Source organism: Amycolatopsis sp. NPDC051045, from assembly GCF_040682955.1.
Classification (GTDB): Bacteria; Actinomycetota; Actinomycetes; order Mycobacteriales; family Pseudonocardiaceae; genus Amycolatopsis.
Genome location: NZ_JBFBCC010000013.1, coordinates 194,723 through 217,942 on the forward strand (window position 1 = coordinate 194,723; position 23,220 = coordinate 217,942).

18 protein-coding genes are annotated in these 23,220 nt (G+C 70.6%); 8 read left to right on the top strand and 10 right to left on the bottom strand.

Annotation, left to right across the window (positions count from 1 at the left end; all coding sequences use genetic code 11):
- Positions 1–60 precede the first annotated feature (60 nt).
- The 4 genes from AB0M80_RS28285 (at position 61) to AB0M80_RS28300 (ending at position 8,584) form a co-directional block, all read left to right on the top strand.
- Positions 61–3,021 carry an NACHT domain-containing protein gene (locus tag AB0M80_RS28285; protein ID WP_364571018.1) on the top strand — a complete coding sequence of 987 codons (2,961 nt, stop codon included), beginning with the start codon at positions 61–63 and terminating at the stop codon, positions 3,019–3,021.
- 432 nt (positions 3,022–3,453) lie between these two features.
- On the top strand, positions 3,454–4,881 hold the full coding sequence (locus AB0M80_RS28290; RefSeq protein ID WP_364571020.1) for an APC family permease: 1,428 nt from the start codon (positions 3,454–3,456) through the stop codon (positions 4,879–4,881).
- On the top strand, positions 4,878–7,697 hold the full coding sequence (locus AB0M80_RS28295) for a beta-mannosidase (RefSeq protein WP_364571022.1): 2,820 nt from the start codon (positions 4,878–4,880) through the stop codon (positions 7,695–7,697). Before AB0M80_RS28290 ends, AB0M80_RS28295 begins: the two co-directional genes overlap by 4 nt.
- A complete protein-coding gene (locus AB0M80_RS28300; protein WP_364571024.1) occupies positions 7,694–8,584 on the top strand; it encodes an ROK family protein in 891 nt (296 codons plus the stop codon). Before AB0M80_RS28295 ends, AB0M80_RS28300 begins: the two co-directional genes overlap by 4 nt.
- Positions 8,585–8,631: 47 nt before the next feature.
- On the opposite strand, the gene AB0M80_RS28305 is transcribed toward AB0M80_RS28300, so the two are convergent.
- The 6 genes from AB0M80_RS28305 to AB0M80_RS28330 form a co-directional block, all read right to left on the bottom strand.
- Complete coding sequence (locus tag AB0M80_RS28305; RefSeq protein WP_364571026.1) at positions 8,632–9,840, bottom strand: MFS transporter; 1,209 nt, start codon at positions 9,838–9,840, stop codon at positions 8,632–8,634.
- A 131-nt stretch (positions 9,841–9,971) separates the two neighbouring features.
- The gene (locus AB0M80_RS28310) at positions 9,972–10,967 is read right to left on the bottom strand and encodes a LacI family DNA-binding transcriptional regulator (RefSeq protein WP_364571028.1); all 996 of its coding nucleotides are present in this window, start codon (positions 10,965–10,967) and stop codon (positions 9,972–9,974) included.
- A 62-nt stretch (positions 10,968–11,029) separates the two neighbouring features.
- Entirely contained in the window at positions 11,030–12,058 is a 1,029-nt protein-coding gene (locus tag AB0M80_RS28315) for a hypothetical protein (protein ID WP_364571030.1), read from the bottom strand.
- Entirely contained in the window at positions 12,055–14,325 is a 2,271-nt protein-coding gene (locus AB0M80_RS28320; protein ID WP_364571031.1) for a hypothetical protein, read from the bottom strand. The genes AB0M80_RS28315 and AB0M80_RS28320 overlap by 4 nt, the downstream gene beginning before the upstream one ends.
- Entirely contained in the window at positions 14,322–15,575 is a 1,254-nt protein-coding gene (locus tag AB0M80_RS28325; RefSeq protein ID WP_364571033.1) for a hypothetical protein, read from the bottom strand. The genes AB0M80_RS28320 and AB0M80_RS28325 overlap by 4 nt, the downstream gene beginning before the upstream one ends.
- A 31-nt stretch (positions 15,576–15,606) precedes the next feature.
- On the bottom strand, positions 15,607–16,320 hold the full coding sequence (locus AB0M80_RS28330) for a Crp/Fnr family transcriptional regulator (protein WP_364571035.1): 714 nt from the start codon (positions 16,318–16,320) through the stop codon (positions 15,607–15,609).
- Positions 16,321–16,498: 178 nt separating this feature from the next.
- On the opposite strand from AB0M80_RS28330, the gene AB0M80_RS28335 reads away from it, so the two are divergent.
- Entirely contained in the window at positions 16,499–17,023 is a 525-nt protein-coding gene (locus AB0M80_RS28335; RefSeq protein WP_364571036.1) for a hypothetical protein, read from the top strand.
- Between the two features lie 3 nt (positions 17,024–17,026).
- Here AB0M80_RS28335 and AB0M80_RS28340 read toward each other — a convergent pair whose 3' ends face one another.
- The gene (locus AB0M80_RS28340; RefSeq protein ID WP_364571038.1) at positions 17,027–17,713 is read right to left on the bottom strand and encodes a Crp/Fnr family transcriptional regulator; all 687 of its coding nucleotides are present in this window, start codon (positions 17,711–17,713) and stop codon (positions 17,027–17,029) included.
- Positions 17,714–17,860: 147 nt separating this feature from the next.
- On the opposite strand from AB0M80_RS28340, the gene AB0M80_RS28345 reads away from it, so the two are divergent.
- Together AB0M80_RS28345 and AB0M80_RS28350 are read left to right on the top strand one after the other, a co-directional pair.
- On the top strand, positions 17,861–19,510 hold the full coding sequence (locus AB0M80_RS28345; protein WP_364571188.1) for a peptide-N4-asparagine amidase: 1,650 nt from the start codon (positions 17,861–17,863) through the stop codon (positions 19,508–19,510).
- Between the two features lie 53 nt (positions 19,511–19,563).
- Positions 19,564–20,841 carry a cytochrome P450 gene (locus tag AB0M80_RS28350; RefSeq protein ID WP_364571040.1) on the top strand — a complete coding sequence of 426 codons (1,278 nt, stop codon included), beginning with the start codon at positions 19,564–19,566 and terminating at the stop codon, positions 20,839–20,841.
- Positions 20,842–20,843: 2 nt separating this feature from the next.
- Here AB0M80_RS28350 and AB0M80_RS28355 read toward each other — a convergent pair whose 3' ends face one another.
- Positions 20,844–21,470: an alpha-ketoglutarate-dependent dioxygenase AlkB gene (locus AB0M80_RS28355; protein WP_364571042.1), complete on the bottom strand. Its 627-nt coding sequence runs from the start codon at positions 21,468–21,470 to the stop codon at positions 20,844–20,846.
- A gap of 75 nt (positions 21,471–21,545) precedes the next feature.
- Positions 21,546–22,121 carry a dihydrofolate reductase family protein gene (locus AB0M80_RS28360; protein WP_364571044.1) on the bottom strand — a complete coding sequence of 192 codons (576 nt, stop codon included), beginning with the start codon at positions 22,119–22,121 and terminating at the stop codon, positions 21,546–21,548.
- A gap of 244 nt (positions 22,122–22,365) precedes the next feature.
- On the opposite strand from AB0M80_RS28360, the gene AB0M80_RS28365 reads away from it, so the two are divergent.
- Complete coding sequence (locus AB0M80_RS28365; RefSeq protein WP_364571190.1) at positions 22,366–22,944, top strand: hypothetical protein; 579 nt, start codon at positions 22,366–22,368, stop codon at positions 22,942–22,944.
- Between the two features lie 54 nt (positions 22,945–22,998).
- Here AB0M80_RS28365 and AB0M80_RS28370 read toward each other — a convergent pair whose 3' ends face one another.
- On the bottom strand, positions 22,999–23,220 hold the full coding sequence (locus AB0M80_RS28370) for a hypothetical protein (RefSeq protein ID WP_364571046.1): 222 nt from the start codon (positions 23,218–23,220) through the stop codon (positions 22,999–23,001).

Consider the following 23,220-nt stretch of genomic DNA (forward strand, 5'->3'; position numbering starts at 1 on the left):
AATACCCGGCTGCTGCGTCGCGACTGTTCCAGGAACCAGATGCCGACCCGGGGAGGCTGGGTGTCAGTGGTCGATCCGGTTACGGCCAAGCTGGCCGGTGCCGCCGCGGAGACGATCCTCAAGCGGATCCGGCGGATGGCGGCTCGTCGCGGCTACGTGAAGGACTCCGCCGTCGCGGTCACCGAGCGCAAGCTCGAGAACCACTACGAGGGGTATTGGCCGGTCTCGCTCATGCGGTTGCTGCCGCCCGCGCGCACCCAGCGGGACATCGACCGCTTCGTCCGCACCCCGGAGTTGCAGGCGTTCACCCGGTTGCTGATCGCTTCGCACATGCTGGACGGTCGCGAGCTCCTCCGGACCCGCCTGTTCGGCTCGATCCAGGACGCGCTGCTCGACTTCCTCCCGCCGGTCTTCGTCGCGGACAGGGAAGTCCCTTCGGCGCCCGAGCAGCGGATCGCCCGATACGAAGCGTCCTTGCGCAAGTACGGTGCCGAGTTCTGCGACCACCTCAGTACCAGTTGCGCCGCCGCGGCCGATGACATCAAGCAGCGTTCGGAAGATCCCGCCGTGGCCCAAGCCTGGGCGTACAACCTGGTCGCCACCGACATCCTCCAAGCCGTCGAAGGCTCGCTGGCCCATCTCGCCCGTGACGTCCGCCAACGGACGAGCCTCGACTGGGTGCCGCGGTACCGGGATCAGTTCATCACCTATCACCGCGAGATCAACTCGCCCGACGTCAATGACCGGAAGACGATCGACTACGAGGACCTGTTCGTCGGCCCGACCGTGCTGCAGAGCGACCCGAAGACCCTGCGGCCCTTCGACGACATCGGTGTCCAGCAGCCTGAGACGACTTTCCGCCGGTTCTGGGAAACGCTCGATCAGGCCGTGCTGCTCGGCGACCCGGGGGCGGGCAAGTCGACGTCCAGTACCGTGGCCGCCATCGAACTGTGCCGCCGCGCCGGTGTGGTGCCGTTCGTCGTCGTGCTTCGCGAAGTGTCGGACCCCGGTTTCTACCTACCCGAGCTGCTCGCCCGTGTGCTGCGGAAGTACGAAGTGGCAGTAACGCCGGACTCACTGGAGAAGCTTCTCCGAGAAGGAACTTCCCTGGTCGTCTTCGACGGTCTGGACGAGATAGCGGACGCCAGCCGGCGGTCGGACCTGGCGAAGAAGATCGAGACCATCGCGTCTGCGTATCCGTTCCTCAAGATCCTGGTCACCTGCCGCAAGGTGGGGTACCGGACGGCCGCGCTCAGCGACCGGCGGTTCAGCGTCTTCCAGGTCGGCCCCTTCTCCCGGGAACAGACCCGGGAGTACGTGACCAACTGGTTCACCACCCAGGCCGGGGTGAGTGGCCGGTATGTCGAGTATTCGGTCCACGACTTCCTCGCCGCCAGCAAGGAGATGCAGGACCTCACGCAGAACCCGCTGCTGCTCGCGTTCATGTGCGTGCTCTACCGAGGCCTGCGCACGCTGCCGACGGATCGTCCGTCCCTGTACGACAAGTGCGTGCAGTTGCTTCTCGGTGACCGGGACAAGGGAATCATCGACAACGTCCCGAGCATCGAAGACACGAAGACGGCGCTGTCCCGGATCGCGTCCGTCGAACTGGAGGGCGGCGACCGGGTCGGGCTCACCCAGTCGCAGATCATCGGGGACCTGGTTCCGTTCCTCGTCTCGACGGTGTTCGCCACCGAGCGAGGAGCGGAACGGTTCGTCCGCGACATGCTGGCCTGGTGCCGTGGCCGTGCGTGGATGTTCACCGACTTCGGACCCGGTGACGACCACCGGGACCTGTTCACCTTCACCCACGCGAGCTTCCGTGAGTACTTCGGTGCCCTCTACTTCGTGCGGACGCACCCCGATGTCGAGAGCGTCGTGAACCACCTCTACCCGCTGGTCAAGGACGGCAAGTCCGAAATCTACGCGCAGGTCTGCTGCGCTCTGTTCGAGCAGGGACGGCTTTCCGGTGCCTCGTCGGTGATCTCGGGCATCGTGGACCAGTTGAAGGCAGAGTTCCCGGTGCTGCTGGACCAAGACCTGCGGGCCATCAGAACCGGGCAGGACCGAGACGACGTGGACCGGGTCCGTTCCGTGGGATCCGCGTACCTCGCGGGGATGGCCGACGGCCTCCCGCTCAGCCCGGCTGCGACCCGCTCGCTGGTGCGGCTGGCCCTCGAGCAGACGGCGCTCGGCGACAGCGCGTCGGTCGCCAGATTGCTGGATCCCTCCTACCGGCACCACGAGTCGATCCTCGAGCTGATGGTCGAAGACCTGATCGCCAGTGTCGGCGCACTGCGCGACGAAGCGTTTGCCCGCCGCCAGGTGTGGTTCGCCATCCACGCCCGCTACCTGCTCGCCGGCGCCGCGCAGGGAGTGCCGATCCGGCGCAAGGCCGTCGAATCCCTCAACGGGGTCGTCAAGGCGATCGGTCCCTACCTGAAGCGCTACGACGGCGTGCTCGACATCGAGTACGCGATGCTCATCCAGAGCGGGAACACCGGCTCGGAGAACTTCGTGAGGCTCGACGGGGCGCAATTCTGCCAGGTCTTCGCGTTCCTCTTCGAGCAGTACACCGTGCCGATTCCGGGCGTGGGGCCGAGTTCGACCATCCGGTGGGTGTTCGACTCCTTCCGCAGCGAACACCGCGAGGCGATGCCCGTAGCGCGGGTCGCTGCCTTCCTCCGCAGCTTCGGTGCGGCCGTCGATGTGCACCTTGACCGGTTGTACGAGCTGCCGCCGCCCCAGCACGCCGCGATCGCGGACTTCGACTTCGAGGCCGTGCTGGCCCGGATCGCTGCCTACCCGGTCGAGTGCCGGTCCAGCCTGCTCTTCCTGATCGCCGCGCAGATGGAGCTCAACGAACGCCTGGACCCGGTGTCCACCTACAGCGTTGACCGCGGAGTGGTCGACGGCTGGGCCGGCCAGGTCGGCGTCGAGGACCGGATCGGCGTGCTGCTGGACCAGTGGGCGAGAGGCGTGATCGACTTGTGGAGCCCGTTCGATCAGGGAACCAGTTGACCTTGAGGTCCCGCTTGCCGCGCGGTGGTCGAAGACCAGCTCGCGCGCCGTGCCCGGGGCCGTCGCGATCGCCCTCGCCAGCACCGCGTCCTCGCCCAGCTGGCCCGCGCCGCCGATGTCCGGCACCACCGGCGTCGTCGCGGTGAGGGCGCGGCGCATCGGGCCGGCCGGCAGGTCCGTGTTGCCGCCGGTGCCGCCGGCCGGCCCGATCAAGCGGGGGTCCAGGACCGCCATCACCGCAGCCACGACGTAAGTGCAGCCGGCCGGCACCAGGCGGTGGTTCAGCACCCGCCTGCTCGCCGGGGTTCCGACCTGCGGCCCGTTTCGTCCCACCCGTCCCTCTGAGTTGCCGCAAGTTTATCGGCGGAACCCTTCCGGCCACCGGGCCTTCTATGTTAAGAAACTTTACTAACTACTAGTCGGAGGCACGTCGTGAGTTCACCCACCGGGCCAGGGGAACCGCAGCCCGCCCTTGAGCGGAAGATCGGCCCGCTGCAGGCCACCGCGATCAACATGACCCAGATGTGCGGTATCGGCCCGTTCGTCACGATCCCCGCCATGGTCGCCACCATGGGCGGCCCGCAGGCGATGTTCGGCTGGATCATCGGGGCGATCGTCGCGCTGGCCGACGGGCTCATCTGGGCCGAACTCGGCGCCGCCATGCCGGGTGCCGGCGGCACCTACCTCTACCTGCGCGAAGCGTTCCAGTACCGCACCGGACGGCTGATGCCGTTCCTGTTCGTGTGGAGCGCGGTGCTGTTCATCCCGCTGATCATGTCGACCGGCATCATCGGACTCGTGCAGTACCTCGGCTACCTGGTGCCCGGCGTCACCGACGACAACGGCACCACGCCGCTCGGCAAGATCATCGGCATCGCCATCACGCTGGTGATCATCCTGGCGCTGTTCCGCAGGATCGGCCAGATCTCCAAGCTCACCACGGTGCTGTTCGTGGTCATGCTCGCCGCCGTGCTGACGACGATCGTCGCGGCGTTCTCGCACTTCAGCGCGGCGCAGGCGTTCGCCTTCACCCCGGGTGCGTTCAGCTCCGCCGGCGAGGGCACGTTCTGGGGCGGCCTCGGAGCCGGCCTGATCATCGCCATCTACGACTACCTCGGCTACAACACCTCCGCCTACCTCGGCGGCGAGGTGCGCACGCCGGGCCGCACGCTGCCCCGCTCGATCATCCTCTCGATCCTCGGCATCATGGGCCTGTACTTCCTGCTGCAGGTCGGGGTGCTCGGCTCGATCCCGCTGGACCAGCTGAAAGAGGCGAAGTCGGTCGCGTCGTCGGTCCTCGAACAGGTCTGGGGCACCGGCGCCGCCAAGGCCGTCACCGTGCTGATCGTGATCGCCGCGATCGGGTCGGTGTTCGCCGGGCTGCTCGGTGGTTCGCGCGTGCCGTTCGAAGCCGCGCGCGACAAGGTGTTCCTGCCGGTGTTCGGCAAGCTGCACCCGAAGCTGCACCTGCCGACCGCGGGCGTGCTCACCATGGGCGCCATCACGATCATCGGCTCGCTGTTCACGCTGACCGACGTCATCAACGCGGCCGTCACCACCCTGGTCATCGTCCAGTCGCTGGCCCAAGTCGCGGCGATCTGGACGCTGCGGCGCCGCCAGCCGAACCTGCGGCGGCCCTACCGGCAGTGGCTCTACCCCCTGCCGACGCTCATCGCCCTGGTCGGCTGGGTCTACATCTACGTCTCGGCCGACTGGGTGCCCATCGGGCTGTCGGTGGGCTGGATCGTGGCCGGCGGCCTCGCCTACCTCGGCTACGCCAAGGCCGAGCGCACCTGGCCGTTCGGTCCCAAGGAGATCAAAGAGGCCTTCGCCACCGAAACCGAAGGGGCTCAGGCATGACGAAGAAGCTCGCGATCCTCGCGGCGCTGTTGCTCGTGCCCGGCGTGCTCGGCGTGGCCGGACCCGCCGCCGCGCACGACGTCCAGGCCGCCGGGAAGCCGCACGGCCTGAGCACGCTCGGCCTGCAGGGCTGGCAGGTCCTCACCACCGCGCAAGTCAAGGACGGCGGTGAGCAGGTCTCCACCCCCGGGTACGCCACCCGCGGCTGGCTGCGGGTCAAGCCGGACGACGCCGGCGCGCCCGGCACCGAGATCAACGCCCTGGTGCAGAACGGCCAGTGCCCGAACGTCTTCTACTCCGACACCATGCGCAAGTGCTTCGGGTACGTCGACAAGCTCGGGCCCGTCGTCACGAAGCCGTTCTCCGACCCGTGGTGGTACCGCACCGACTTCGCCCCGGCCATCCGGCCGGGGCAGCACGCCAAGCTGACCATCCCGGGCATCGTCGGCGAGGGCGACGTCTGGGTGAACGGCACGCTCGTCGCCACGAAGGACGTGGTGAGCGGGGCGTTCGCCGGGCACACCTTCGACGTCACGAAGCTGGTGAAGCCGGGCCGCAACACCCTGGCGATCAAGGTCTACCCCAACGACCCGACGAAGATGTACACCCTCGACCAGGTCGACTGGGGCCAGATCCCGCCGGACAACGACACCGGCGTCCAGTTCCCGCCCACCCTGCAGGTCTCCGACGCGCTCACCGGCGACAACGCGCACGTCGTGCAGGACAACGCCGCCGACCTGTCCAGCTCGAAGCTGACGGTGAAGGTGGACGTCACCAACGACGCGGCTTCGGCGCAGACCGGGGACGTCGCGGCGACGGTCACCCCGCCGGCGGGCGCGCCGATCGTCGTCGAGCAGCGCGTGACGATCCCGGCGAACACCAAGCGGACGGTGGCGTTCGCGCCGGTGAAGATCGCGCACCCGCGGCTCTGGTGGCCGTACGCGATGGGCGACCAGCCGCTGTACACGCTGACCACCGCGGTTTCGCAGGACGGCGTGCTGTCGACGTCGTCGAAGAGCGCCTTCGGCATCCGCACGGTGACCTCGCGCCTGGTCGGGAAGTCCGCGCCGCTGCCCGAGGGTGCGCGGCAGTTCACGATCAACGGCCGGGACTTCGTGTTCCGCGGCGGTGGCTTCGCGCCGGACCTGTTCCTGCACTACGACAAGGCCGACACCGCGCACCAGATCGCGCTGATCAAGAACCTGGGCCTGACCGGCGTCCGGCTCGAAGGCCACGACATGCCGCAGGACTTCTACGACCAGGCCGACCGCGCCGGCCTGCTGGTGATCGGCGGGTTCCTCTGCTGTGACGCCTGGCAGCCGGAAGACGCCTCGACGCTGACCGAGCGCGACTACCGGATCATGCACGACTCGGCGTACACCATCGCGCAGGGGGAACGGAACCACCCGAGCGTCTTCAACTACGGCTGGAGCGACAACGAGCCGGTCCCGCGCCAGGAGTCCGAGACGCTGAAGGCGTTCGAGGAAGCCGACTTCCAGGTCCCGGTGATCGCTTCGGCGGAGTACAAGAGCACGCCGACGCTCGGCCAGTCCGGGGAGAAGGAAGGCCCGTACGACTGGGTCCCGCCGTCCTACTGGTACGACAGCTCGCACTTCGACGCCGAGGACTCCTCCCGCACCAACGCCGGCGGCGCCTGGGGCTTCGCGAGCGAGCAGAGCGCCGGGCACACCGTGCCGACGCTCGACTCGATCAAGCGGTTCCTGTCGCCGGCCGAGCAGGCCAAGCTGTGGCAGGACCCGGCGTACAACCAGTACCACGCGAACTTCGAGCCGGGCCACGGCGGCTACGCGTTCGGCACGCTGTACACCTTGGACCAGTCGATCACGCAGCGGTACGGGAAGTGGACCTCGCTGAAGTCCTATGTGGACCTGGCGAACATCGCGAACTACGAGAACACCCGCTCGCAGTTCGAGGCGTTCCTGCACCACTCGACGGACAAGGACAACCCGTCGACCGGCGTCGTCTACTGGCAGCTGAACAAGGGGTGGCCGACGCTGCTGTGGTCGCTCTACAACGACGACGGCGACCAGGCGGGCGCGTACTTCGGCGCTCAGAAGGCGAACAAGCCGCTGCACGCGATCTACGGCTACGACAACGGGTCCGTCACCCTGGACAACCTCGGCGCGGCCACGCAGTCCGGGCTTTCGGTGCAGGCCCGCGTGCTCGACACCGCGGGCAAGGTCCTGGACGACCAGACCGCTTCCGGGCTGAGCCTCGGCAGCCAGGGCGTCCAGACCGGCGTCCTGAAGCCCCAGGTGCCCGCCGAGACGAAGGCCCCGGCGCCCGCGCAGGTCTACTTCGTCGAGCTGCAGGTCTCCCGCGGCGGGAAGGTCGTCGACCGGAACGTCTACTGGCTGTCCACGCAGGAGGACGTCGTCGACTGGGGCAAAACCCTGGGCAACCCGCAGGCGACGCTGGCGCAGTACAGCGACCTGCAGGCGCTGCAGAACCTGCCGAAGTCGCAGGTCAGCGCGGTGGCGTCGACTCGGGCGACCGGTGCTGACCTCGTCTCCACGGTCACCGTGACCAACACGGCGAAGACGCCGGGGGCGGCGTTCTTCCTGCGGGCCGACGTCCGCCGCGGGACGCCGGACGGCCGCGAGGCACCGGGGGACAACCAGCTCGCGAACGCGACCTGGGACGACAACGACCTCACGCTGTGGCCGGGCCAGTCGCAGACGCTGACCGTCACCTACCGGGCGGCCGACCTGTGCGGCGCGGTGCCGGTGATCAGCGTCGACGGGTTCAACACGGGCCGGATCGTGGTGCGGGGGACGGGAGGGGCTCACGCGTGACAGAGGAACGGATTCTCGGGATCGACTTCGGCGGCACGAAGGTGGCGCTGGGGCTCGCCGATCGCGACGGCACCCTGCTGGCGACGCGCCGGCTGGACACCGACGCGCAGGCGGGGGCCGAGCAGGTCGTGGTGCGTGCGCTCGCCGCGGCCAGGGCCCTCCTGGCCGACGAAGGTGCGGTGCCCGCCTGCATCGGCGTCGTCAGCCCGGGGATCGTGCTGCCGGATCGCATCCTGCTGGCGCCGAATGTGCCGGGGTGGGAACAGCTGCACCTGCGTGAGCTGGTGGCCGCGGAGTTCCCCGGCGTGCCGATTTCGGTGGGCACGGACGCGAAGGCGGCGGCGCTGGCGGAGTGGCGCTGGGGCGCGCTGGCCGGGGCCGACCCGGCGGTGTTCTTGTCACTGGGCACCGGCATCGCGGCCGCGGTGCTGATCGGCGGCCGGGTGCTGACGGGCGCCAACGGAGCTGCGGGCGAGATCGGGTACAACCTGCTCTCGCCGCAGGACACCGAGGGTTTCGCGAGCGGAGCGGCGCCGCTCGAGGAAGCCGTCGGTGGGCGTGGGCTGGGCGGCCGGGCGAGCAGGCTGCTCGGCCGCCCGGTCACCGCCGGGGAACTGTTCGCGCTGGCCAGGGAGAACGTCGAGGCCAAGGAGCTGGTGAGGGCCGCGCTCGACGAACTGTCGATGCACGTGGCCAACCTGGCGATCGCGCTGGACCCGCAGCGCATCGCGGTCGGCGGCGGGCTCGTGCGGTCGGCGGACGTGCTGCTGCCGGCGCTGGCGGACCGCCTCGCGCACGCGGTGCCGTTCCCGCCGCAGCTGGTGGCGGCCCGCTTCGACCAGGACGCGGCGCTGCTGGGTGCGGTGGCGCTGGCCCTGGGCGCCTGAGCGTCCGGGTGGCGTGCCGGTGCCCCGACCCGGCACGCCACCCGGCTTCAGCCTTCGGCGGCGGCGAGTTCTTCGGTCCGCCGGAACGCCGCGGGGGACAGGGTGAACCAGACCAGCACCGCGCTGACGGCCTGGATGCCCGCCGCCATCACCCAGACGCCGCGCAGGCTCCAGTGCGCCGCGACCAGGCCGCCGCTGAGGGCGCCCAGTGGGGTCAGTCCCCAGGCCAGCGCCCGGTGGCTGGTGAGCACCCGGCCCAGCAGCGGCGCCGGCGTGAAGCGCTGGCGGCTGGACTGCGAGCAGACGTTCCAGATCAGCACCGTCGCCGTCAGGGACATCAGCACGACGCCCACCAGCGGCGGCCACGGCGGGACGACGGCGATCAGCAGCTGCGCCACCACGCCGAAGCTCTGCGCCAGCCGCATCGACCACGAGTAGCCGAGCCGGTCCACCACCTTCTGCACCACGAACGACGACGCCACCCAGCCGACGGCGAGGCAGGCGAGCAGCAGGCCGTAGCCGACCGAGCCGACGTGCAGGACCTGCGTCGCGTACAGCACGAACATCGCGTTGCCGGCACTCGCGGCGAACGAGCCGAGGGCGACGTTGATCGTGATCGACCGCAGCAGCGGCGTCCGCACCAGGTGCCGCAGCCCGCCCGAGAGGTCCCGCAGCGGATGCGTCGTCGCCGCCACGACCGACTGCGACGGGATCCGGCGGGCCAGCACCAGCGCGACCAGCGCGCAGGCCGCGGCCAGCCAGGCGGGCGCGCCGGCGGCGGCCGCGACGAGGAACCCGGTCAGCGGCGGCACGACGAACTGCACGACACCCCGGTCGATCACCGTGAGCCGCGCGTTGGCGTGGGCGAGCCGGCCCGGTTCGACGAGCTCCGGCACCAGCGCACCGCTGGCGCCGTCCCCGAGCACCTGCGCCGAGGTGACGACGAAGGCGACCAGCAGCAGCACGGGCAGGTTGAGCAGCCCGGCGGAGGCGACGGCGCCGAGCACGACCGCGGCCGCGACCTGCACGGCGTAGGCCCACGCCAACACGGTGGTCCGGCGCACCCGGTCGATGAGCACCCCGGCGAACAGGGACAGCAGCAGCCACGGCGCCTGGCCGGCGACGTTGACCAGCGACACCTCGCGCGGATCGGTCGTGACGGACACGGCGAGCAGGGGGATGGCCGCCAGCATCAGGCCTTCGGCGGACGAACCGGACACCGCCACGGCCTGCAGCCGCACCCACCTCGTCACCATGACCCCGAGCTTGCCGAACCGTTCCGTGAATCCCAAACGATTAGCGGCAGGTGCGGGAGGGGTTCCCGGACTACGCCGGCGTAAGGATCCGGCGAGTGCCGGCTGTTCGCCACGACGTGAGCCGCGGTGGTCTAGCGGCGTACCCGGGTGGATTCGCGGACGACCAGCTCCGGGGTGAACACCACGGCTCGCCGTTCCGGCTTCGTGTCCGACGTCTCCGCCAGCAGGAGTTCCGCCGCCGTGCGGCCGAGGCGGCGGGCCGGCTGGCGGACCGACGTCAGGGGCACCGCCGCCGCGCCCGCGAACTCGATGTCGTCGTAGCCGACGATCGCCATCTCGTCCGGGACGCGGACGCCCGCGCCGACCATCGCCTGCAGCACGCCCAGCGCCAGCAGGTCGTTCGCGCAGAACACCGCGGTCGGCCGCGGGCTCGTGCCGAGCAGGCGGGCGCCGGCGTCGCGGCCCGAGGAGACGTCGAGGCCGATCGCCTCCAGCACCGTCAGTTCCGCCGCCGAGCCGGCCAGCGCGCTGCGGAGACCCTGCTCGCGGTCGCGGCACTGGGTGAGGATGGCGGGGCCGTTGACGAACGCGATCCGCCGGTGCCCGGTTTCCACCAGGTGCCGGCCCGCGAGCGCGCCACCGGCGACGTCGTCGACCGACACGGAGCTCGCCTCCGACGCCGGGGCCTTGCGGTCGACGAAGACGTACGGCGTGCCGCTGCGCCGGAACGCGGCCAGGGCCGCGCCGGACGTCGCGACGGGGCTCAGCAGCACTCCGCGGACCCGTTGTTCGGCGAACATCGCCAGGTACGACGCTTCCAGTTCGGACCGCTGCCCGCTGTTGCAGGTGATGATGTTGAGGCCCTCGGCGTGCGCGGCCTCCTCGGCACCGCGGGCGACGTCGACGAAGAAGGGGTTGCCGAGATCGAGCACGAGCAACCCCATGACGCGGCTGCGGCCGGCGCGCAACTGCCGCGCCGACTCGTCCCGGACGTAGCCGAGTTCCTCGATCACCGAAAGCACGCGGCTCCGGGTGGCGGCCGCGACCACGTGCGGCCGGTTGACCACATTGGACACCGTGCCGATCGAGACGCCGGCCCGCTTCGCGACGTCCTTGATGCCGACCACCGAACCCCCTTGCCGAGAGGTGCGAGCCTAGCATGGTCTGAAACGTTTCAGACGCCGGTCCCTCAGCCGGGTCCCGACCCGTTGTCCCGGCCGCTCGCCGGCGTCGGCGTCGGCGTCGACATTGGCGTCGGCGCCGGCATCGGCGGAGTACCGGTGAACGACAGCTGGCGGGCCTCGTCGGTTCCGGAGATGACCCGGTTGATCGAGACCTTGAGCCATTCCAGCGTAACCCGGACCTGGTCGTCGATCTGCCAGCGGTCCAGCGCGTCGGACGCGAGCAGGTTGTTGATGAAGTCGAACACCTGACGGCGGTGGGTGTCCCGCTCCTTGACGAGAGCCTCGACCACCGGGGCCACCTGCTGCGGGTTCTGCGCCAGCTGGAGCGCGAACTGGTCGATGTCGCCGCCTTCGATGAGCGTCTTGAACGCCTGCACCTCGGACGCGAGCCGCAGGTTGTGCTCGGCCTGCTTGTCCATGCGCAGGCGCACGAGCACCTTCGTCCACAGCCCGTGCTCCGCCTCGAGCCACGCGTGCCCGAAGCGCGCGCCGGCCGCCTTCTCCGCGGATTCGACGTCGCCCACCCGCAGCGACCGGGTCTCCTGCCGCAGTCCTTCGAGCAGCAGCGGCACGACGACCCGGCGAACGTCCGTGAGACCGGTCCGCACCACCAGTTCCGGGTCGACGACCCGCCACTGCACGTCGACTGCCGCCCGGAAGACGAAGGCGTCCCCGGCGCTGGGCAACGTGATCCCCAGCGTCAGGCGGCGCAGGGACATGTCCACTTCGTACTGGCTCCGGAAGCCGCCCCACAGCATCTTGCGCACCGTCGGCTGCTTACCGCCGCGGAAGGTCGTCATGGCCCCGTTCTTGTGCACGAAGACCGTCGCCGTCCAAGGCCGGGCCGGGGCCCGCCGGATGAGGAAGTCCAGGCGGCCGACCCGGTACTCCCCGACGATCGGCGTGTGGTTGGACGGCTCGACGGTCCGGACCTCCTCGTCCGGGGCGTTCTCCTGCTTCGCGTCTTCGCGCCAGTTCGGGTCCGGCGCGGCGGGCGGCTGCGGGGTTTCGTCCGGCTTCTTCTCGGCACTCATGTCGGCAGATACCTTTCTCGTCGCGCGTGCACTGCGTCGGTCAACCGGGCCGAGACTTCGGGCCGGAGCGGATCGGCCCAGTCGGTCTGGAGCCGGTCGACCAGGTGCTTCAGCCGGAGCCGGTCGCTTTCCGTGTCGATGACATAGGGCAGGAACCGGGCCAGCGTTTCGAGGCACTCGGTGTCGCGCTCGGCGACGCGGACCCACTTGCCGAGGACCTGTTTGGCCACGGACCCTCCGGCGCGGGCGCGCAGCGCCTGGCGGAGCAGGTCGGCGATCGGTTCGGTGAGCGCGGGCTGCTGCCACTGCAACGTGAGCAGCAACGGCCACTTCTGGGCCACGGCCGGCAGTTCGGGCCGTTCGCTGCCCCCGGAAACGGCCAGGTGGTCGAGTTCGAACGCGTAGAGATCGGTCAGCTGGTCGATCGCGTTCAGTGCCAGCCGGCGGAGACTGCTGCGCTCACTCCGGATCCACCCGCCGAGGCAGTCGAGCACCGGGCGGATCTCACCGAAGGCCAGCAGTTTGGCGATGCTGAAGCCGGCCACCCAGACGAGTCCGTCGTCGGGACCGGTGTCCGTCGGCCCTTCCGCCGGTGTCCCGACGATGCGCAGCTCGTTCAGCGATTCCGTCACGTAGCGCCGCCCGAAGGTGAATCCCTGCGCCGCCGCGGCGGTCCAGCGTGCCGGGTAGCTCCGGGACCGGCACCAGCGACGCAGCTGCCGCCGGATCGCCGGCCGGAGGTTCTCGTCCTGCGCCGCCTGGTCCAGCGCGATGGCCGCCGACATCCGGCGCCGCCTCGCGATGGCCTTGGTCGGCGGCGCGTAGACGCCGGGAGCGATCATCTTCGTGTAGCCGTAGGCGAAGTCGAGACCGCAGAGGTACCCGGTGGCCTGGGCGGCGCGAACCCACACGAGAGCCCAGGGGTCCTTGCTGAGCTTGGTCAGCCACCACGCGATGGCGTCCCGCATGCGGTGGTGGTGGTCCCAGACGTACCTGAGCACGGTGCTGGGGTACCGCTCGTCGTGGAAGACCAGCAGGGGCATGGGAACGAGTTCCTGGCCAAAGGTCGTGTACCCGTCGATCACCTTCGCCCGCAGGGCCGGGAGGCGGTGCTCTTGGTCGTCGGTGAACAAGGAGGTGCGCCTGATTCCAGTCGCCCCGGTCGCGGCGATGAGCCGGCCGGCCAGCCGGCCGGCCGCCTCCGCGACGATGTGGTACGGCGACTTGTTCAACACGGCCAGCGCGATCCGGAACGCGGCGAGGCGCAGCGCCTCGTCGCGGTCTTCCCCCGCGGGCACGGCCTGGATGCCGGCGAACCATTCCGCGATCTGGAAGTACACCCCCCGGGTGGCTTCCCGTTCGACGTCGACCCGGGTGAGCCGGCCTCTCGCGTGCTGGGCCAGCAGCGCCGCCATGCGCACGGACTCGAGGGGACGCGGGCCGGGGCCCAGTGCCGTCGCGACCCAGTCCGCCGCCAGCAGTTCCGACATCCGGTCTTCGAAGTCGTCCGGGTCGTCGGTGCGGGCCTCGTGGTCCGCGTGCTTCTTCAGCAGGCCCCCGGCGTCCGGCGCGGAGTAGTCGTGGGCGTAGCCGCCGAAGACGTCGGAGGGCCGGGGATCGGTCTCGGCGATCAGGACGCAGTAGGCCTCCTTGTCCTTGAGCAGTCCGTGCAGTTTCTCGAGGTGGGTCTCCGTGAGTGAGCCCGCGATGCGGTGCGGAACCTCGGCCACGTAACCGGCGTTGCTCTCGGGCAGCCCGGTTTCGGTCAGCGATTTGAGGGTTCCGCCGCTGTCCAGCCGGAAGACCCGGCCGGGGGTGAGCCGGTCCAGCACGTGCAGGGCGGTGGTGACCCGGCCCGTGCCCGGGTGGCCGCGCAGGAGCAGGACGCGGTTGGACTTGAGCGACTCGACCATTTCCTCATACCCGGACACCTCGAGGTAGCGCTCCCGGATCCAGGTCAGGACTTCCTCGCGGACCGGTCCGGACGTGCACGACACGGTCTGCCCGACGGAGATGTGGGCCCCGTCACCGACCTGCAGTGCCTTGATGTCGGCCCGGCCGATCGACACGACCGCGCCGTACTGGTCGACCTCGGGCGAGAGGAAGTGGCTGCCCTGCTTGAAAGTCTCGGCGAACCCGCGCTGGTCGTCGCCGAGGAGGCTGTCGTCGGTCTTCTCCGCGGGGTCGGGGACGACTTGGGGGTCCGGCGGGGTCCCGGCGGCCGGGCCCGAGCTGTCCGGTGCCGGGGTGCCCGGCGCGTCGCTCATCGGGGATTCCCGTACCGGTGCACGCCGCCGATGGTGATCGGGGCGGTGAACGTGCCGTGGCCGATGGCCGTCGAGTGATCTCCGTGGGTGGTGGCCGAAACCGGTTGCGCCGCAGACGGAGCCGCGGATCCAGGCGGCTCCGGTGCGGGGGCCGGCTCCGGCGGCACCGAGTGCCCCGGAACCCTGAGCCAGCACCCGGTTTCGCCGTCGGGCCGCCGGTAGGACTCCGGGAACACCAGACGCCCACCCCGGGCCACCACCACCTGGTGGACCCGCTCGGACACGACGACCACGAGCCGCCCCTGGCCGGTGGCGGCCAGCAGGCGCCCGGCCGGCTCCGCGCCGGCGAGCTCGGCGGCTTCGGCGCGGGCCACCGCCGGATCCGCGGCCAAGGCGATGCCGACGGCGACGCGAACGTGGGGGAAGTGCGCGGTGGCGGCCTTGCGCACCTCCTCGATCCACGTCCCGGTCAGCGCCGTTCCGGCGAGCGCGGCGGGCACCCGGAACGCAAGGTCCCCTTCCACGCTCTCCGGTGCGGGCACGCCGACGGCTTCGAATGACGGGCGGACGACCTGTCCGAAGAACCCGGGCGGCGGTGCGGCCGTTCCGGCGAACCGCAGACCCACGGCCAGGGTGCCGAGACAGGCGCCGACTCGCCCGGCATCGATCCCGGGCACGTGCACCCAAGCCGTCGCGAAGAACTGCTTCGCCGGCTCCGCGACTTCGACGCGCGTGAAGTCCTCCGCCGTCAACGACGTGTGGCGTTGGCGGACGGAACCATCGAAAATCGGCTCGGACACGGCGAGCACCAGGTTCGCCTCCGGAAACGCTTCGAGTGCCTCCCGGACGGCGCGGGCATCGCGGAGACGGCAGACGTGGACCGGCGCGGCGCCTGCGTAGCCCAGCTCGCCCGGGAGCGTGACGCCGTGGTGGACGGCCACCCGAAGCCGCAGCCGGGCCTGCGGCCGGAGGTCGTGGTTGTGCCGCCGGAGCCACTCGTCCAGTTCCCGGACGAAGGGGCCGATCACCTTCGGCTCGGCGCTTTCGTCCGTGATGAGGGCGAACACCCCGTCGCCGGCCTCTTGCCGCCGCCACCGCGCCGGGTCGAGGCCGCCGCGCACGGCCGCGTCGCGGAGGACGTCGGCGAGCGCGCGCTGCAGATCGTGTTGCTGCCGGTCGTCGCGGGTCCCGTACCGCCAGGCGTCCACCGCGAGCAGGAGCGTCCGGGAAAACTGGCTGTCGTCCGTCACGGTGACCTCCGGTGATCGACTGCGGCTTCTCCTAACTCTGAGCCACGTCCTCGCTGCCGACCCCGTACAGATACGGGTTCTGCTCGGCGACGTGGCCGAATCGGAGCAGTGCGGCGAGGTCGCCGACGACGATGCGTCGATATTCGCTGCGCAGGACACCCAGTCGGTGGAGGCGCTGGGTCGTCTTCTCGAAGGTGCTCAGCGCCACCCCGGTGAGCGAGGCGATCTCGGCTTGGGTGAGCGACAGGTCGAGGACCCAGCCGTCGCCGGTGCGGCGGCCGTGGCGCTGGACGATCTCGGCCAGCACGCGCCCGACGCGCATCGGCGCCGGGCAGGTGAGGATTTCGGCCCGGCGGCTGTTCGCCCAGTGCAGCCGGCTGCTCAGCGAACTGGCCACCGCCCGCCACACCTCGGGATGCCGGTCCAGGAACTCGGTGAACTGCGCCTTGCCGACGAGCTTCGCCTGGACGGACGTGCAGGTCTGCACGTTGGCCGACCGCTGTCGCCCCTCGAACACGGACATCTCGCCGAGGATGTCGCCCGGGCCGCGCAGCGCGAGCAGGAGCGGCCGGCCGAATTCGGTGTCCACCATCACCTTGAGCGTGCCGGACAGCGGGATCACCACGTGGTGGCTCGGCTCGCCCTGCCGGAGCACGGTCTGCCGGGGACCGTAGGTCACCGCGGTCCCCAGGTTCAGCAGCGCGTTCCCGGTGCGCGCGCTCACCAGCCCGAGCACCGAGTCCACCGGCCAATGTCGTTGCTGGTTCAGCGCTACCCCCGGGGTGTCCGAACGCTCGTGTCGCGGCGCCCGCGTGCGTTGTTACGCCAGGGAACCCGCCTTCGCCGTCGGCGTTCCCGTCGTCCGATGGGGTGCGGCCGGTCTCATCGCGGGAACCTGGGGTTCCGACAGAACGGAGACGTGGATGAGCCCCAGGGCGAGGAAACGCGCGTCGGACACCGGCCTGGTCCGGGAGCTGGACACCGCGTTGAGCACGGTGACGTCGTTCCAGGGCGCGGTCCAGCACGCGGACGACAAGGTGCGCACCGTGGTCGCCGTGCAGAGCACGATCACGGCGCTGGTCGCCGCCCAGGTGGCTTTCCTGCCGTCGCTCCCGCCGGCCTCCGGGTGGCGGGTCGCCGTGTTCGCGATCCTGGCCGTCTTCGTCATCGGGTACGGCTATTCGGCCTACGAACTGGTCCAGGCCCTGCGGCCGCGCACGGAACGCCTCGCCGTGCCCAACCGGTTCGCCTTCCCGACCGTGGCGGGCGGCGTTGCCGCGATCGTCCCCGTTCCGGTGCGCCGGCAGTGCGCCGAAGCGCACCAGCTGGCCAGGCTGCTGGCGGACCTGGCGATGGTGAAACACCGCCACGTCCGGCGGGCCCTGGCCGGCACCGGCGTCCTGTTCCTCTGCGGTCCGCTGCTGCTCGTGGTCACCGCGCTGGCGTGAGAGTCACCCGTCCGCGACGGCCTCCAGTTCGGCGCGGTCCACGACGGTGATCCGCCGGTAGCCGGTGGCGACGATGCCGGCGTGCCGGAACCCGGCGAGCACGCGGTGGACGGTCGGTTCGGCGGCGCCGACGAGCCCGGCGAGCTCCGGCTGGGTGAGGTCCACCCCGATCTCGGCACCGGCGGGGCCCGGCGTTCCGTGAGCCGCGGCGAGTTCGAGCAGCACCCTCGCCAGCCGGATCCGCACTTCGCGGCTCCCGAAGTCGACGCGCCGCCGGGTGGCCCAGCGGAGCTTGGCGCCCACGCTGCTGCCGACCGCGAGCGCCACGTCGGGGTGCGCGGCGAGGAAGCGGCGGAACTCGGGCTGCGTGACGAGCCGCGCACGGACCCGGCCGGCGCAGGTGACGGTCGCGACGCGGGGCTGCCCGTCCATGCTCGCGAGCTCGCCGATCAGCTCGCCGGCCGTCCGGATCGCGAGCAACGCCAAGTGGCCGTCGGGCGTCGTGGCCGTCACCTTGACGAAGCCGGTGACGAGCACGAACGCGTGCGACGTCGGATCACCCTCCCTGAGCAGCACTTTGCCCGGCGGATACTCGCGGGCCGTGCCCAGGGCGAGCAGACCGGCTCTCGACGTCTCCGGCAGCTTCGCCAGGAAGCTGCCCGGGGGAAAGCTCCCGGTCAGGCTGCTCACGGCCGTCCTCCCTCGCCCGCCGTGCATGCTACGGACCGGCGTGGCCACGACCAAGGCCGCGAGCCGCGGGCCGGGCTTTGTCCTCTTGATGTCCAGCCGTTCGTCGGGGATCCGCCGGGATAGGGTGGCCGCGTGCGGAGTCGACTGGTGTTGATCGGTGCGGTCCTTTCCTCCCTGCTCCTCCTCCCCGGCGTCGCCTCGGCATCGCCGGTCGTGGAAGGCGATACCGACGATCCGGTGACCGCCGCGCCCGCCGTCACCCGGCCGGACACCCCGCACTGCAGCGTCACGCTCGCCGACGGCTTCCGCTCCAACGCCGCCGACGGCAGCCCGCGGTTCTACGAGGGCACCCTCACGCCACCGAAGGCCTGCCCCGGGCCGTGGGCGAAGGTCGTCATGGACCAGACCGTCACGGTGAGCGGGCGGCAGTACGACCGGATCGGCGACCTGCGGATCGGCGGCACCGAGGTCTGGTGGGGGACCACCGAGGAGCCCAGCGGTGAGGGCCGCCGCCCGATCACCTACCGCTTCGACAAGGACCTGACGCCGTACAGCGCCCTGCTGCGCACCCCGCAGCCCTTCCACGGCGGCGTCGAGAACTACACCTCGCCGATCTACACCGGCGTCTACGCGCAAACCGTGACGCTCACCTACTACCAGGCGGACCGCAGGCACCCCGCGCCCGAGACGCCCGATCACGTCGCCGGCTTCGGGCACGCCGACGCGACGCCCGCCGCGCCGGCCGTGCACTTCACCGCCCGAGACCTGCCGCGCAACATCACCCGCGCCTACCTCGAGGTGACGCTCGAAGGCCACGCCTGCGACGAGCAGTGGTTCGACGACGTCCCCGACGCCGTGGCGGCGAAGTACCCGGCGGCCGGGCTCTGCGGGAAGGGCCCCTACCGCGAGGCGAACTTCGCGATCGACGGGACCGCCGCCGGGAGTGCCTTCACCTTCCCGCACATCTACTCCGGCGGGATCGTGCCGCAGCTGTGGCGGCCGGTCGTCGCGATCGACACGTTCAGCCTGCACGCGGAAACCTACGACGTCACGCCGTTCGCCGGCCGGCTCGTCGACGGCGGCACCCACGACATCTCCTTCTCCTTCCCGGACATCGGCGGCGAATTCACCGTCGTGCCGACCCTGCTGCTCTACACCGACAAGCACGCCGCGCAGACGTCCGGGGGGCTGACCCGGCACGACGTCGCCGCCGCGCCGGCCCGGCAGACGACGGTCAAGGACATCTCCGGCGGCGTGAACGTGACCGTCACCGCCAAGCGGGACGACGTCACGGCGGGCTACCTCGACACCTCCGCCGGCCGCGTCCACACCCGCGTCGAGCGCACGCGGGACTACCGCAACAGCGACGACGTCACCGGCGGCGGCTTCACCCAGCACGTCGTGCAGGGCGACTCCGGGCAGCAGACCGTGGTGTCCACAGTGGACGGCCGGGTGCGCTCGGCGGACCGGCACACCTGGTCCTACCCGCTCACCACCGACGCCACCGCGAACATCACCGACGACCAGAACCTCCGGATCTCCGGCTCGGTGGACATGACGAAGGTCCTCGGCGACCTGACCGGCGACGGCCGGAGCTGGCGGCCGGTGCGCGCGTCGCGGGAGTGGCTGGGCTCGTCCGGCGTGCTGGCCCGCACGAACGGCGTGAACACCGAGGCCGACGGCCGGTCGAAGACGCTCTTCACCGGTTCCGACGACGTCGGCCGGCCGTACTTCCACTACGTCGCCAGCGAGCACGGGCTGATCACCGAGAACCGGGAGCTGCCGCCGCGGAGGTGAACCCCGTCTCGCTCTCCGTCACCCGATCGGGCTAGTGCGGTACTGTCGGTCCCATGGGGAGTCTCCGCTCACGGGTCCTGGGCTGGGTCGGCCGACGGTACCTCGCCCGGCAGTCGAAAAAAGGCTTCGACCTCGAGAAGATGTCGTCCGTCCTGCCCGATTCGGCACTGGAGCCGCTTCGGCGGGAGGGTCTCGATCCGGTGCCGGCGATGGCCGTGCGCCGCGCCGAAGCGCCGATCGGGAAGCTCGACCTGCCGTTCGGGATGAACGCCTGGCTGGTCACGGGGTACGACGAGGCGAAGGCCGTGCTGGGCCGGGCGAGCGGGTTCTCCAGCGACTTCGGCAACCTCGTCGGCAGCGCCGGCGTGACCGCCGACCAGAACCCGGGCGGGCTCGGCTTCGCGGACCCGCCGGTGCACACGCGGCTGCGGAAGCTGCTCACCCCGGAGTTCACCATGCGCCGGCTGAGCCGGCTGGCCCCGCGCATCGACGAGATCGTCGCCGGGCAGCTCGACGCGATGGCCGCGGCCGACGGCCCGGTCGACCTGTGGCAGGCGTTCGCGCTGCCGATCCCGTCGCTGACCATCTGCGAACTGCTCGGGGTGTCCTATGAGGACCGCGAGGACTTCCAGCGGCTGAGCACCGCCCGCTTCGACCTCTTCGGCGGCGCGGGCGCCTCGCTCGGCGCGATGTCGGAGTCGCTGACCTACCTGCTCGACATCGTCAAGAAGCAGCGCGAACAGCCCGGCGACGGCCTGCTCGGCATGCTGATCAAGGAGCACGGCGACGAGATCGACGACCGCGAGCTGGCCGGCCTGGCCGACGGCGTGCTCACCGGCGGCCTGGAGACCACGGCGAGCATGCTGGCACTCGGCGCGGTGGTGCTGCTGCGCGACGAGAAGGCGATGGACGCCGTCCGCGGCGACGACGAATCCGTGCACCGCTTCGTCGAGGAACTGCTGCGCTACCTGACCGTGGTGCAGATGGCGTTCCCCCGGTTCGCCAAGGAGGACGTGGAGATCGGCGGCGTGCGCATCGCCGAGGGCGACATCGTGCTGGTGTCGCTGTCGGCCGCGGATCGCGACCCGAAGCTGGGCCCGGACATGGAGCGGTTCGACGCGACCCGCGAGCCGACGTCGCACCTGGCGTTCAGCTACGGCATCCACCGCTGCATCGGCGCCGAACTCGCCCGGATGGAACTGCGCACGGCGTACCCGGCCCTCGTCCGCCGCTTCCCGAACCTGCGCCTCGCGGTGCCGGCGGACGAGCTGTCCTTCCGTCAGGTGTCCATTGTGTACGGTCTGGACGAGCTCCCGGTCCTGGTCGACTGACCTCAGCGGACGCCGCGGGGCCGGAACTGGATGCTGATCCGGGGCCCGGCCGGCCGGTTCGTCTTGGGGATGGCGTGTTCCCACGTGCGCTGGCAGGAGCCACCCATCACGATCAGGTCGCCGTGGCCCAGGGCGTAGCGGCAGGATTCGCCGCCGCCGCGGGGGCGCAGGGCCAGTTGGCGTGCCGCGCCGACCGAGAGGATGGCGACCATCGTGTCCTCGGTGCTGCCCCGGCCGATCGTGTCGCCGTGCCACGCGACGCTGTCCCGGCCGTCGCGGTAGTAGCACAGGCCCGCGGTGCGGAACGGCTCGCCGAGCTCGCCGGCGTAGTGCAGGCTCAGCGCGGTGCGGGCCTCCGCCAGCACGGGGTGGGGGAGCGGCGCCGCCTCGGGGTAGAAGCACAGCAGCCGCGGGACGTCGACGAGCCGGTCGTACATCCGGCGCCGCTCCGCCTGCCACGGGACGCCGGTGACGAGGTCGGTGAACACCTCGTCGGCGCCGTCGAGCCAGCCCGGCTGCACGTCGACCCACGCGCCGGCGCCCAGTTCGGTCCGGTGGGGCGCCAGCGCGTGCAGGGTGACAGGGCCGGATTCGCCGAACAGCGATGCCTGCAGTGCCGGGGTCGTCATGGGTCCGACCGTACACGATGTTCGAACACATGTTCTACGTGAAACATCGCGAAACGGCCGGACGCCGACGAGCTGTCAGTGCATCACGTCGTAGACCAGCTTCTGGATCCCGTTGCCGTAGGTCTCGCTCTGGGCGAGCTTCAGGTTCTGCTTGTTCTTGTCCGTGTCGCTGAACAGCCGCTTGCCCGCGCCGAGCAGGACGGGGAAGACCAGCAGGTGGTAGCGGTCGATCAGGCCCGCGTCGGCCAGGGCGCGGTTCAGGGTGGCGCTGCCGTTGAGGATGATCGGCCCGCCCTCGGTCTCCTTCAGTGCCGCGACTTCCTCCAGGGAACGGAGGATCGTGATCTCGCCCCAGGTGTCCACCAGGTCCTCGTCCTTGAGAGTGGTCGACACGACGTACTTGGGCATCGCGTTGTAGCCGGCGAACTCCACGGTCATGCCCGGCCAGACCGGCGCGAACGCCTCGTAGCTGACCCGGCCCAGCAGCAGCGCGGTGGCTTCCTCCTGCTCGGTGCCCTTGATCGCGTAGGCGGCCGGGTCGAATTCGACGTCCTTGAAGGTCCAGCCCGCGTTGCGGTAGCCCGGCTCCCCGCCGGGGGCTTCGACGACGCCGTCGAGCGAAACGAACGAGGTGGAGATCAGGGTGCGCATGCGGTGCTCCTCGGTGGTGGGTCTTGCCTTCACGAGTCTGTCGAACGGGCCGGGCCGGATTCGACAGCCCCCTGCGGAAAACTTCCGACGAGCTGATCGCCGGGTTCGCGAAGGGGTCTTGTCCCCGGGCGTCCCCGGCTCGTACAGTCTCCTCAGGGCGGGCAAAGGTCTGAACCTGTGCCCCTCTACCGCCGCCTTGGGCAACACGGGAGGTTGGACGGTGCGCAAACTTCACAGCGCGGGCGTGCTCGCGGCGGTGGCGGCGGGGCTGGCGGTATTCGCCCCGGTGGCGGACGCCCAGGTCGGGACGGGTCCGTGGACCTCGGACTCGCCGGGCTACTCGGAGCAGGAGCGGGGGTGCGGTGTCATCTCCGGGCTCACCTTCAAGCTCACCTGCTCCACCGGCAGCGGGGACCAGCGCGCGGAACGTCGCTACACCACCTACACCGGCGGCACCCACCAGTTCGAGGGTTCCTTCAAGATCACCAGCATGACCGGCTCCCGGATCAGTCTCAAGCAGACGTTCCGGGACGGCGGAAGCGCCGGGCCGTTCTTCATGCTGGCGGTGGAGAAGGGTGGCCGGCTCTACGCCGTCCACGGCGGGGAGACGATCGCCACCGGCGCGACCGTGGGCACGAGCGTCCGGGGCAACACGATCAACCAGGTGGGCAGCACCCACAAGGTGTACATCAACGGTTCCCAGAAGGACTCGGTCTCCAGCCCGGGCGGCAGTTACTACGACAAGTTCGGCAGCTACCGCACCTCGAGCGGCGCAGGACCGATCACCGTGCAGTGGAGCGGCATCAAGTTCTGGCACAAGTAGGCCAGATAGGGTCTGAACCGCTGTTTTGTGGTTGTTGATCTGGTCAGGCCGTCGCTAGGCCGTCTCGGGATCTTCAAGCCGTGTCGCCACCGTGTGTCGGGGCTTGAAGATCCCGTCGGCTGCGACCCGCGCCCGCCGATGGCTCGACGGGACCAAGTGGGTGTAGATCCGGAGGGTGTAGCCCGGGTCGTGGTGACCGAGGTCCTCGGCCGGCTCCTTGACCGACACTCCGGACGCCAGGGCGACCGAGGCGTAGAAGTGGCGCATGCCATGCAT